General features: G+C 60.3%; 10 protein-coding genes and 3 pseudogenes. 4 read left to right on the plus strand and 9 right to left on the minus strand.

Going from position 1 to position 12,258, the window contains the following annotated elements; translation table 11 throughout:
* Positions 1–316: 316 nt before the first annotated feature.
* Positions 317–655, plus strand: coding sequence for a hypothetical protein (locus C8J33_RS26020; protein ID WP_110808396.1), 339 nt, complete (start codon positions 317–319; stop codon positions 653–655).
* A 416-nt stretch (positions 656–1,071) separates the two neighbouring features.
* Here C8J33_RS26020 and C8J33_RS26025 read toward each other — a convergent pair.
* A pseudogene (locus C8J33_RS26025) lies at positions 1,072–1,458 on the minus strand (transposase); the annotation flags it as partial.
* 28 nt (positions 1,459–1,486) lie between these two features.
* Positions 1,487–2,203 (minus strand): annotated as a pseudogene (locus tag C8J33_RS26030) (IS110 family transposase); the annotation flags it as partial.
* Here C8J33_RS26030 and C8J33_RS26035 point away from each other — a divergent pair.
* Positions 2,199–2,519, plus strand: a pseudogene (locus C8J33_RS26035) (transposase); the annotation flags it as partial. The pseudogenes C8J33_RS26030 and C8J33_RS26035 overlap by 5 nt on opposite strands.
* A 342-nt stretch (positions 2,520–2,861) precedes the next feature.
* Here the strand turns inward: C8J33_RS26035 and C8J33_RS26040 are convergent.
* The 7 genes from C8J33_RS26040 to C8J33_RS26070 all read right to left on the minus strand — a co-directional run bounded on the left by C8J33_RS26040 (position 2,862) and on the right by C8J33_RS26070 (position 10,134).
* The gene (locus C8J33_RS26040) at positions 2,862–4,028 is read right to left on the minus strand and encodes a site-specific integrase (protein ID WP_132665863.1); all 1,167 of its coding nucleotides are present in this window, start codon (positions 4,026–4,028) and stop codon (positions 2,862–2,864) included.
* Positions 4,018–4,437 (minus strand): type II toxin-antitoxin system VapC family toxin, encoded by a 420-nt coding sequence (locus C8J33_RS26045; protein ID WP_110802934.1) that lies wholly within the window; start codon positions 4,435–4,437, stop codon positions 4,018–4,020. The genes C8J33_RS26040 and C8J33_RS26045 overlap by 11 nt, the downstream gene beginning before the upstream one ends.
* Positions 4,437–4,679, minus strand: a complete 243-nt coding sequence (locus tag C8J33_RS26050; protein ID WP_110808394.1) for a type II toxin-antitoxin system Phd/YefM family antitoxin — start codon at positions 4,677–4,679, stop codon at positions 4,437–4,439. Before C8J33_RS26050 ends, C8J33_RS26045 begins: the two co-directional genes overlap by 1 nt.
* Before the next feature lie 278 nt (positions 4,680–4,957).
* On the minus strand, positions 4,958–8,347 hold the full coding sequence (locus tag C8J33_RS26055; RefSeq protein WP_132665864.1) for a DEAD/DEAH box helicase: 3,390 nt from the start codon (positions 8,345–8,347) through the stop codon (positions 4,958–4,960).
* Positions 8,348–8,441: 94 nt separating this feature from the next.
* Positions 8,442–9,458 carry a site-specific integrase gene (locus tag C8J33_RS26060; protein WP_245507299.1) on the minus strand — a complete coding sequence of 339 codons (1,017 nt, stop codon included), beginning with the start codon at positions 9,456–9,458 and terminating at the stop codon, positions 8,442–8,444.
* Between the two features lie 32 nt (positions 9,459–9,490).
* A complete protein-coding gene (locus C8J33_RS26065) occupies positions 9,491–9,877 on the minus strand; it encodes a type II toxin-antitoxin system VapC family toxin (protein ID WP_110808391.1) in 387 nt (128 codons plus the stop codon).
* Complete coding sequence (locus tag C8J33_RS26070) at positions 9,877–10,134, minus strand: type II toxin-antitoxin system VapB family antitoxin (protein ID WP_110802929.1); 258 nt, start codon at positions 10,132–10,134, stop codon at positions 9,877–9,879. The genes C8J33_RS26065 and C8J33_RS26070 overlap by 1 nt, the downstream gene beginning before the upstream one ends.
* A gap of 167 nt (positions 10,135–10,301) precedes the next feature.
* Here C8J33_RS26070 and C8J33_RS26075 point away from each other — a divergent pair, with 167 nt between their 5' ends.
* Both C8J33_RS26075 and scpB read left to right on the plus strand, forming a co-directional pair.
* Positions 10,302–11,255, plus strand: a complete 954-nt coding sequence (locus C8J33_RS26075; protein ID WP_132665866.1) for a DUF1403 family protein — start codon at positions 10,302–10,304, stop codon at positions 11,253–11,255.
* 2 nt (positions 11,256–11,257) lie between these two features.
* Positions 11,258–11,947 (plus strand): SMC-Scp complex subunit ScpB, encoded by a 690-nt coding sequence (gene scpB / locus C8J33_RS26080; protein WP_110808386.1) that lies wholly within the window; start codon positions 11,258–11,260, stop codon positions 11,945–11,947.
* Positions 11,948–12,258 lie beyond the last annotated feature (311 nt).

The following is a 12,258-nucleotide window of genomic DNA, read 5'->3' on the forward strand; positions in this document are numbered from 1 at the left end:
CTGCCTATGTCATCGCATGGTCATGCTGGAGACGAGCGCATCAAGCTAACTCTCGACGCGCTCACTTGAAATCAAAATCGCAACTGTAATGCTAGCTCTTCTGAGCGTCTAGTTCTGGCGCGAAATGGACACTGCCTAAGGCTCTGGACATCGAGGTCGTCGACGAGCCCAGTCTAGCGTAGCGAAAGCGCGCTCGTGCCTTTGGGAAGCAGCCCAACGTCTTGTGAAGGTGTTGACAACCTAGAGCAGCGCTGTCTGTCGTACTTGAAACCTGGCTATACTTATGCGTCACTGATGGCCATCATTGGAGATGAAAATGAAACTGCTTCCCGCCATTTCCCTTATCACTGCCATCACGATTGTTTCCGGATGTGCGCCGTCGCAGCAGCAATTCGAAGTCGCCCGTGAAGCCATTCGCGGTAGCTCTAAAGCCCAGCAAGCCGCAATGCAGGAGTGCTTGTCGAAAGGCTGGAACTCGAAAAGCAGGAAAGCGGCGGCTATTGTTCTCGACACGACAGAGAAGCTCGCCCCACGTGTTGCGTGTACGCGTTTCATAAATGCGATGAAGTCCGGACGTCTGCAATACGCCGACGCCGCAGCATTCAAACAAGGGCGCCCAACCCCTGAAATGATCAAGATCTTACAGGGCCGTTGATCGGTTGCCGGGCCGCAAAGCCCGGCTTCCTTTTTGGTGTGCAGGGATCCGGGAGGGGGGGTACATCGCGGCGAGACATAGAGCACTCGGTCAAGCGGCACATTCGCCCCTACGTCATTCCGCCTGCGCTTGAGGATCTAGAAGGTCTCATCAGGTAAATGGAACGTTGAGATCCAGCACACTCGCCTCATCGCCAACGATTGCTCAGTGGCTTTTTTGCTCGTCATTGGGGTTCATGTGTACGAAAGTCGACACACGCATTTATCACTCCGCGAAGCATTTGACCCCGCTGTAGGCGCCGAAGGCTGACGCCCGCTGGACAGGAAAGAACGAAAACACATCAGCATGTTACTTCGTAGCGTCTGGGGTCAACCTTCCACGCGGAGAGGGGGGGGCGGATAAAAAGTTGGACTGTTTTATAAGATCAGGCCGAGACTTTTACCATATTCGACCGGGCTGAGCGAGCCCAGCGATATCTTGATGCGCTTCTCATTGTACCAGCAGATATAGGCATCCACCTCGCCGACGAACTGTTCGATGGTCATGGCCTTCCATTCCCGAGGATAGAAGAGTTCGTTTTTCAACCGGCCGAAGAAGCCTTCGCACGCGGCGTTGTCTTGCGAGCAACCCTTTCGGGACATCGAGCGAAACAGTTTTGCTTCGCTGATCTGGGTTAGCCAGCCTGGCCAGCGATAATGAGCTCCGCGATCGGAATGAACGATTGGCCGTTCTTCAACTTCAATCACGGTCACAATGGCTACATCCAGCATGGTGTTGACCAGCGCTGCATCGGGTTGCGTTCCAGGCGCGCCTCGATCAGCATTTCTTCCTTCAAGCGGCCATTGCGGTTGCCCCCCAGCGAAAGTCGGTGGCGTCCATCCACATGCGATGGAGCACGATGCCGAGCTTACGCGCCAGAGCCACCTTCGCGCGCTTCATCCCGCGACGTTTCGCTACATCTAGCGCCCAGCGCTTCAGGCTGGAAAACCGCGTCGCTCGCGTCAGCATGATATGCGCCGCTTCGAAGAGCGCGGTTCGGACCATCGCGTCACCGACCTTGCTGACGCCTCCATCCCGGTCGGTCTCACCGGACTGATATTTCTTAGGGGGCAGCCCAAAGTAGGCGCCGACTGTACTCGATTTTCCAAAGCGAGTCGGATCGTCGACCGCTGATCGATATGTCAGAGCGACCAGCGCGCCGACGCCAGGCGTGCTCATCAACCGGTGGCAAATCTTGTCTGCCCGCGCGATCTTCAGCATTTCGCGGTGGAGCCTGGTGAACTCACTCCACAGTATCGCTCGGGCTGCCAGCATCGCGCCGATCACCGTCTCCAGGGTGGAGTGCCCTACGATCAGTTCCTGGATACGCGCCTCAAACCTGCCGCGGCTGACCTCGCCGACCTTCAGTCCGTAGCCGCGCTGAATCCCACGGATACTGAGTTCGACGTCGAGCAGCTTTCCCTGCAGAAGCTTACGCCCGACGAGTAACGCGCGGGTATCTTGCGATGCCATCGATTTTGCATGAACCTGCCGATACCAGCCCAACCGAGACGCCTGCAAGGCGTGCCGTCTGCGCGAACGCTGCACCAAAAGCTTTCGCCGCGTGTCGCGCCTCAAGAACGAGGCGGTGCTCGACCGCATGGCGATACGTCTTGCCGCCCGGCCCGGCATTCTGGACCGGCGGCGCGAAAGCGTCGAACATCCGTTCGGCACCATAAAACAATGGATGTATCAGGGCGCGTTCCTGATGCGACGGCTGGAAAACGTCCGAGGTGAGTTCAGCCTGACAGCGCTCGCCTACAACATCAAAAGAGCCATCACCCTTGTCGCCGTCGCAGGTCTGATTGCCGCCGTCAGGACATAACAGCCCCACTGTGCGCACTTTCTGAACCAAATATGGATGTCAAAGTGCTCAGCAGTGCCTTATCGAGCTCGTTGGGCATCGAAATCCGGAAAATCTCGTCGCCCACTGAGTTTCGGCATTGAAAAGTGCATGCCATCATTCCTTCAAAGAGTTTTTGGACAGTCTGCCCAATGCGACACTTGTTTTCCTGACTTTTGCAACGTCGCAGAATAGGGAGTTTTGCGGCAGTCGCAATGATCGCAATCGTCCGCTGGAACCAATTCCCATACCAACGCTTCGTCCGATGGGTAGAGCCCCAGCGGAGTGGGTGGGTGACCCTGATGCGATAATGAGTTCTCTAAATCAAACGACCAACCGAGCAGCGCGTCCCATTTTGCGTTCGGAATTGTTGTAGTATCCAGAAGCTTGAGTGACCGACTTGTGCAGGGATTGCTGCATAGCTTCGGGCAATGGAATGCCGCGATTGGCAGCTTCTGTCAGGTACCCCGCGCGGATTCCGTGCGCTGAAAACTGCGCCGGATCGAGCCCGGCCTGCTTGATGCGGGTTTTCAGGATAAGGTTGACTGACTGCGGCGTCATCGCGCGCCGATCGAGATTGCCCCACTGGTCGATACGGCGGAAAACCGGTCCTGCTTCAATCTTCGCCTCTTCGAGCCAATGCCGGAGCGCGGTCACGGGGCGGCCGATCAGCACGACGTGTTCGTTGTCATCAGCTGACGTGGTTTTGGTGCGGCCGAGACGGATTGTCAGGCAGGGGAGGAGAGGGGAGTGCTCGTCGGTGGGATTGGTGCGGACCGGTTCCTCTTCGAAAAGGTCCTCAACACGGAGTCCCGCGACCTCGGAACGGCGTCTGCCGCCGGATGCGAAAGCCATCAGCAGCAGCGCCCTGTCACGTAGGTCGACCAGCCGATCGCCCGCGCAAGCCGCAAGCAGTTTGGCAAGGATATCAGCGGTGACAGCCTTCTTGCTCTTTCTCTGCCGGGGGCGATTGCTGGCGCGAACGGCAAGGCGAAGGGCACTTTTCAGCGACGGCGCCGAAAACGATCCGGTCAGCCCGCGCCAGCGCGTCAGGATCGACCAGCTCGTCAACCGGCGGCGAACGGTCGCCGGCGCATGCGGTCCGGTGCTTCTCAGCAAGCCCTTGAAGCGGAGCGCGATCGCGACGTCCTCAGGCATGCCATGTTCGACGTTGGTTTCCCGCTCTGCTGGGTCCCAAAGATGATGGGCGACGAATTTCAGAAGCAGACTTTCGGAGGCAGGCCAGGGGAGGGGAGTGCCTGTCGCCAGCACGCACCACGCCTCCAGATAGGCGAGATCTGATGCCAGCGCCCGCATGGTGTTGTCGCCCATGCCTTCGCTGGCCAGATGCTTGAGCGTCGCGTCGTCGTCGTTGGTCAGAAGTTCGGCGAGCTGGTCTCTGCGATCAAACGGCAAAATTGCGTCTAGTGCATCCAGTTCCTCGGCGCGCTTTAAAACGTCATTGCCTGAAGGCGTCAGCTCAGTGCTCATGTTCGAGTGGCCCAACGACGGTGATCCCCTCGCCGCGGGCGGCGAGGGCCATCTTTCGGTCCCCGGTCGCCAGAGGCAACCTTTGCGTTCTGGCAAGCGCGACATAGCTCGCATCATATGCGGTCAGCATGTACCGGGCTGCCAGTTCCAGGACCAGGCCGTCTCCGCCCGATCCGGCATCCTCGAGCGGCAGCCCTCGCAACTGTGTCATCAGCAGGATAGGTTCGCCGGGGCGAAGGCGGCCACGCCGTTCGGCCACCAGAAACAGATTGCGGGTCTCAAACCAGAACAGTGCCGGCACGAGACCGACCGTCGAGCGTATCTCCGACATTAGTCGATCGGCTGCGTCGTGTTGTTCGTCGGGCAGAAACCAGGCGGCGGCGATGGAGGCATCGAGAACGAAGGACATCAGTAACGGCGGCCTTCATCACGCCATTTGCGGATTTCATCCTGAGTGGTGACAGGCCGGCCGGCGCGCTGGGCCTTGATTTCGGCGATCAACGCATCGACGTCGTTGTCGCGGCGGATGCGCGTAAGCCGCGCGACAGGCGTGTTGCCGCGCGAGATAATCACCTCTTCGCCGGCTTCGACTTTCGCCAGCAGCTCGGACAGATGGGTTTTGGCCTCGGCGACCTTAACGGTAACGGTCATGACGGATGCTCCAGGGTTTGTCTCTCTCGTCGAGCAGATGGTGGCTGGCATCGTTTTTCGACATTCCGCGTGATCATACGGCGGTTTCCGCAAGTTGGTCAAGGTCTAACCAATTCACTATCGATACTTGTAAAGTATCGATAGTGATGTACCGTAAATTCTGGTGATTGGCATGAGATGGGGAGCTTCTGCGTCGCCCAAGGCTTTGTATGAACCCCCGAAACGTGCCGATGCATTCTACAATGATGGTAGCGTCGCTGATGATCGGCCATGATGCACTACCCGAGCAGCAAGTCGAAATCTGCCTCGGTCATGGCGAGGGTCGGTTGGCCGTCATGGTCGAATAGGCTATCAGCCAGCGCCCGTTTTTTGTCTTTGAGGACATCCATTTTTTCCTCGATCGTGTCGGCTGCGACCAGCCGGTATACGAAGACCGGCTTGTTCTGGCCGATCCGATGCGCGCGGTCGATGGCTTGTTCCTCCACCGCCGGGTTCCACCAGGGATCGTAGAGGATCACGGTATCGGCGGCCGTCAGGTTCAACCCGACGCCGCCCGCCTTCAGGCTGATGAGGAAGACCGGTAGCTTTGCGTTTTGGAAAGACGTTACCTGTGTTGCACGGTCGACCGTATCGCCAGTGAGCAAGGCATAGGCGATGCCTGTGTCGTCCAACTGCTGCCGGATGAGGTCCAGCATGGATGTGAACTGCGAAAATACGATCACTTTACGACCCTCGTCCACCAGACTGGCGAGCAACTCCATCAACCGTTCGAGCTTGGCGGACCCTGCCGGCGCCGATGAGGATCTTTTCGTCTGAGTGAGGTTCAGCAGGCGCGGATCGCAGCAGGCCTGACGCAGTTTCAGGAGGGCATCCAGAATAACGATATGGCTGCGGGCGAGGCCTTTCTCGGCAATAGCCGCCTGAACTTTTGCATGCATCGCCAGCCGGATCGACTCGTAGATCGCCCGCTGACCGGTCGCAAACTCCATTTTTTCGGTGATCACTGTTTTTGACGGCAGATCTCCGGCCACCTCTTCCTTGGTCCGACGCAGCAGGAACGGTTTGATGCGGGCCGCCAGCTGGCGGGAGCGCACCGTATCGCCCTTCTTTTCGATTGGTGTCCGCCACTGGCGGGTAAAACTCTTGAGATCACCGAGAAACCCCGGCGCGATGAAGTGAAACAGCGACCAGACCTCGCCGAGGTGGTTTTCCAGGGGCGTGCCGGTCAAGCAAAAACGATGTGCCGATTTGAGGCCGTGCACCAGTTTTGTCGTCGCGGCATTGGCGTTCTTGATCACCTGCGCCTCATCGAGGAAAATCATGTGCCAGTCGCGGTCGGCCAGAATGGCCTGGTCGCGCGCCAGCAGCGGATAGGTGGTCAGCACCAGATCGACGGTGTCGACGCTGTCGAAATGCAGTTTGCGGTCCGCCCCTTGCAGGATGAGAATGGATAGCTCGGGCGCAAATTTCTCCGCTTCCGACGCCCAGTTGACCATGAGGCTAGTGGGCGCGACGACCAGAACCGGGGCCGCCAGTCGCCCGGCCGCTTTCTCGATGGCGATCAGACCGAGCGCCTGCACCGTTTTGCCAAGACCCATGTCGTCGGCGAGAATACCGCCAAGTCCGGCGCCTTTGAGAAACGCCAGCCATGCCAGCCCACGCGCCTGATAGGGCCGCAATGTCGCGCCAAACCAGGGCGGCAGGTCGACATCGGGAATGCCGCCGTGGTCGCGCAGCTTTTGTCCCAATGCGCGCACCCCTTCGCCGCCTTGCCACAGGATGCCGGCGCCTGCAGCGGCTTCCAGATCGGCGAGGCTGGCGGCATCGAGTGACGACAGCCGCAACCGGCCGTCCTCTCCAAGACCTCCGGTCAGATTGAAGAGATCGAACAATGTCCTGACTAGCGGCAGAATGCTGCCGACCGGAACCGCCAGCACCTGGCCGTCTGCCAGCGGCAGGAAGAGCGGCTCATCCTCTTCCAGCAGGTCGAGCGTCTGCGGCTCGATCATCGACAGCAATCGGCTTAGTGGGCCGATCAAGTCCAGCCGTTCGCCTGCTACGATGATGCCGAGGTCGAATTCAAACCAGTCCAGGCCGGAGCCTTGGCTGAGGCGGGCTTCGAACGCTCCATCCCCGCGCAGTAGCCGATAGGGAAAATCCGACGCAATCTCGATCCGCCAGCCCTGTCGCTCCAGGGCGGGGATCTCTTGATACAGTGCGTCGTACCAGCCACTGTCGCCCTCATCGGGCAGGAAATCCCTTTGGTTGGCGGCAGGGACGCCGTCTCGCACTTTCGGGGCGGGCAGGAAATTGGCGAAGCGCAATTGGTTCAGCGCTGCCTTTTCCGCCTTGGTGCTGCGATGGACTTCGACGGGCGTCAAACCGTCCATATGCAAAACAATGGCCTCCGTCGCACTCGCCGCCACCTCCCATTTGCCATAGCGAAACGCCACGCGGGCGATGCCGACGGTTTCGGTTTGCCCAGAGGTATAGATACCGGGACGGTAGGGGAGGGGTATCTGGACCGTTATCACCTGCAGAACAGGTTGGAACGGCCCTTTGACGATCTCAGCTTGCGCTAGCTGCTGCGGTGCTGTCGCCGCCAACCGCGCCCCGGCTGCACGCAACTGCGCGGCGACGAGTGGGACCTGTGCTGCCGGAATATCCGGCCCGTCCAGCATCTCGTAAACGACCATGGGCGCAAGCGCGGTCTCGATCCGGCCGACGACACCTGCCGCACTATCGACGTAGACAGGCGGCATGGCGTTGAGAAGCAGAAGTTTCTCCGTCTGCGACGGATCCTCAAGCTGCAAAGCGGCGCGCAGCGATGCGCCCTGTCCCGGCGCCCAGTGGACGTGGCCGGCAATCACCTCACCCTGGGATAGGTCGATGCCGTCGATCGTCATCCAACGGGCGCGGCCGGTGGCGAGGATCTCATCTAGAACTTCCCCGCCTCGCTCGGTCGTCAGCGCAAAGTCATGGCCATGCACGGCGGAACGCGGAGTCGACGTAATAACCTGCAGGATCTTTCGGTCGGCATCGCGCAAGAACTTCGCTTCGGAGCGGGTATGCCAATTCTCCAGATTATAGGCGGTTGATGTCGCCGATATCGTTCCATCTCTCAGGGTCCGGCCGGATCGGATATCGAGCCGCAGGTGAGGCATGGCCGTGCGGCCCCGCTCCGGCGACAGAATATAGATCAGCCGTTGCGGAAGTTGGTCTTTGCCGCGTTGGCTCCGGGCATCGACCTGGCGCAGCCGGTTGAGCCAATCGGCAACGGGAGGCGACAGTGACAGCGGGGCAGCCGGGGCGCCCGGTGCAGTTGGACTGCGCGATGCCGTAGATGGTACCGGTGTCATCAGCGCCGGCAACGAAGCCTGCCTTGTAACCGTCACCAGGCCATGCAGCAGGCTTGCTGCGACGTGTTTACAATTGAAGGCGACGGGGCAGGAGCAATCCCCTTCGATGACCACCCGGCCTGTGTGGTTTGGCTCGATGGATATGTTCAACCGATACGGTTTGCGGTCCGATCCCTGCACTTGCGCGGCAATGCCGTCATCGCCGTGCCACTGAAATGCAATGACGCGCCCCTGCCGCTGATAGGCTTTCCCTGCCGAAAATGCATTGGCGCCAACCGCGCGCAAAATATCGCTGTCAGAATAATTCATGGTGCCGTCGTCACTTGAACTGCGGGTATTGGCTTACGATGCAATATCGACCGTGAATTGTGAATTGCGCTTTTCTGTCATGGGTGTCGGGGACCTATAGCCCGGCCGCCTTGGTGAGATTGATCCGGAAGCGGTCACGTCGGCGCTGATATCTGCGCGTCATCTCCGCTGAAGCATGGCCGAGCTGCTTTTGAACGTAGCGCTCGTCAACATCGGCTGAGGAAGCCAGACCCGCGCGCAAGGAGTGGCCGGAGAACTTTAAGGCGCGCTCAAGTTCGCTCAGGTCGCCGCGAACACCGGCGGCAACAACGGCGCGCTTGACCAAGCGGGCGATCTCCTTGTCGTTCAGCCGCTCGGCGCCGATGGACTTGCCCTGTCCCGTAACGCGCCTGAAGAGGGGGCCGTGGCCGAGCTTTGCGAACCTGATCCATGTCTCGACGGCGACAACCGGGCAGGTGGCGTCGGATGAACCGCGACCGACTTCGACCTGACGCCATCCGGTCTTACCCCTCAGGGTGACGAGCATGCCCTTGTCGAAGATTTCGATCCAGCCTCGGCCGTCTTCGGTCTGATCGGCTTTCACGTCAAGACCAACGATTTCGGAGCGGCGTAGGCCACCGGCATAGCCGACCAGCAGCATGGCGCGGTCGCGCATGCCGCGTAGAGTGCTACGATCCAGCGTCTCGATCATCGCGATGATGTCCGCCGCCATCACCGCTTCCTTCTGCACAGGAGGCCGGGCGTGACTATTGCGGATCCCTGCCATGACCGTGGCGATATGGCGATCCTTGCGATCGAGCTGTTGACCGCGCTGCGTATAATTCCAGGAAAGGGACGACAGCCTGCGCCCTATGGTCGATACGGAGTTGGGTTTTCCGCCACGCTCCGCCGTTCCGGAGGAACACGCGGTGATATACAGCCCGATGGTCTGCGGATGCGGGGGGAGGAGAGGCAGACTGGATCGCCTGCACCAGGCGGCGAAATGCTTCCAGTCCGAGGCATAGGCCTTGCGGGTATTGGCGGAGCTTGCCGCCTCGACGTAGCCGCGAGCGCGATCGGTGAGATCCTGCAGGTGGCCCGGCAGAGAAGGGGAGGGAGCAGGTCTTGGCATATCTGCATTGAGATTTGTGTTATCCGCCATCATCAGGCCGCCTCGATATCGGTTCGCGAAAAGTCTGTACCGATAAACAGCAAAGGCTCGTCGGCGCGTTTTGCCAAGGCATAGGAAAAACAATTGGCGAAGTTCAACGACGCAGGATGGCGGCCCTTGCCGTAGGTTAGCCATGCCTGGGTCGCGACCTCCACGAGATCAGCATCGACAGGAAGAATGTCTGCCTCGATCTTGGAGAGCCACAGATCGATCTCGGCCAGGGCATGTTCGCCTCGACGGCTGACCATGACCATACGAGCCTCGAGCACGCAGGTCGCGGGGACAAGGCGAATTGGATCCGAGACAAGAGCCTTTTCAAGTCTAGCCGCTTCAGGCTCGTCGCGCAGGATGGCGACGATGGCGGAGGTGTCGATCACCATCAGTTCGGGATCCCATCCTCGTCGAACCCGACGATGTCCTCATCGTTCCGGTGGTCCAGCTCCGGAAGACGCGCCACTCTCTTGCGGATCGCTTGCAATTCGCCGAGCATACGGTCCCGGGAGCCTTCTCCGTGACCCATGCGGTGAAGTCGTTCGCTAAGGGCCTGGTGGACCGCGGCGGTTTTGCTGATCCCTTGGCGTCGTGCCAGCTCGTCCACGAGCGCTACGGTGGCCGGGTTTTTGATGTTCAGCGACATGACAGGCTCCAAAAATCTACCTTTTGATGTATTTCTACCGTACTATTTCGCACACGTCAAATATGTCCGATAAGTCAACGTTATCGGACGTATTTCGATGACGACAGACTGTGCGGCTAACGCGCTATAGGATAGCCTTATCCGCACATCCGTTCTATGCTTATCTCATGGATTCGCGCATCATCCCGACCGGTTCTTCACCTGCCCAGACCTTCGTCCTGCCGTCATGGTCGGCATCGTTGCGGTCTGCCGAGACGGAAGGCGACGCAGCCTTCTCTGCCGGCATCGCCCTGAAAACGCTGGATGATCCGGTTCGCGCCGAGCCGGTCTGGGCGGGCTGCTGGCGCGCGCGGTTAGCGCTCCGATCTGCCGCTGCGGCCGTGCGCCTGATGGGACGCAACGAGGCAGAAGCCGAGCTTCGTGATGCCGTGCTGATGGCGTCAGACGCCGGTGATCCCGGTCCTGCCGGAAACGTCTATTCCGCCTACAGGAAGCTTGGCGCCCGCAATGGGCCTGTGAACACGGCGTTCCTCAAGGAACTCGCCATGCTGCTCTCCCTGCGGTGGGACGATCATCTGGCCCGCGTGGTCGATCTGGTCGATGGTGCGCTGCAGTCGTCCCGATCCGCGCCCTTTGCCGCGGCCGATCTCGTCTCGGCCATCCATGCCGTTCGCCCGGATGCCGAACGCCTGGCCTGGGCGCTTGCCGACGGGTTGATCGCGCAAAGGCTCGGCTGGCAGAGGCCCTTGTTTCTCCTGATGGCGCAGCGCGGCGGACCCGCCTTCCGCACGCTGGGCGGCCGCGGGCGGGTGCGTCCGGGCGAGCCGGGTTTTGCGCGTGCGGTGTGTCTGGCGCTGGTGGAGGGTGCGCGGGCCGCTTTTCAGTCGGCGAGCGAGATCGATCGACGCGCCCGGCAGCTCGTGACGGTCGCGCCGAAACTGCGCACGAAAGGCAGGGAGGGTGTGATCCACCGATTGCTGGATGAGGATGCGGTATCGGCGTCCGCTCCCGGCGCTGACCTTTCGCGCTGGGCCAGCCGGCGCATGTTCGAGCGGCTGGAGGCTTCCGGTGCTGTGCGGGAGCTGTCCGGCCGCAGCACGTTTCGGATCTACGGGCTGTGACCATGGCGGGCGCAAGTACAGGCTCCCGCCGTCGCACCGGGAAACGGGACGATGATCGTGCCTTCGACCAAGAGATCGAGAACCTGCCGCCAGCGTTGCGGTGGCGGGAATGGATGATGCGGGTGGAGGCGGTGATCTTTGCGTCCGCGGAACCCGTCACGCGCGAAACGCTGGCCCGCGTCGTCGGCAAGGATTGCGCCATCGATCTGCTGATCGACGATCTGCGCGAGGATCTGGTCGGGCGGCCCTATGAACTCATCTCCGTGGCTGGTGGCTGGCAGCATCGTACCCGCAGCGTCTATGCTGATACCATTCGTGCATCGACGGTTGAGACGCGCTCACTGGCGGTGACGCTATCTCGCCAGGAGGCAGCCGTCCTGATGGCGATCGCCACGCTGCAGCCGGTCACCCGCGGCGAACTTTCAAAAACCTTCGGCAAGGAGATCAGCCGGGACACCATTGCGAGCCTGCGGAGCGCCGGCTTGATCGCTTCTGGCCCGCGCAGCCCCACCCCCGGTGCGCCATATACCTATGTCACCACCCGGCACTTCCTCAGCACCTTCGGCATGGAGACGCTGCAGGACTTGCCCGATATCGAGATGCTGGAGGATGCGGGGCTGATGCAGGGGCGGGGGGCTGATGTGGCGCTGCCGCTAGATAGCTTTGAAGAGGCCGACGCGGACGAGGCGTAATGGGAATGCTTGCAATCGCATTATGCGGTTTGATCTCAATTCTGCCCAGACATTTAAGTTGCTCGGCGACATCCCATGCACGGCATCTCCGGACATCGCAGCTATCGCAGAACTCCGTATTTTGCGACGTCGTAAAAGCCAGAAGAACAAGTGTCTTTCTAATCGAGAATTTTGCGACGGGCTGTGGTCTACGTTCGTGGTGGCAGCCAACCTCTTATACCAACCCTCATTGATCAGAACCTATGAGCCCATTGCCGCTGACCGATGGACATGATCTTCCAAGGTCGGTCCTGCAGTGTTCGCCAAGCGTG

Source organism: Rhizobium sp. PP-CC-3G-465 (assembly GCF_004343445.1).
Taxonomy (GTDB): domain Bacteria; phylum Pseudomonadota; class Alphaproteobacteria; order Rhizobiales; family Rhizobiaceae; genus Ferranicluibacter; species Ferranicluibacter rubi.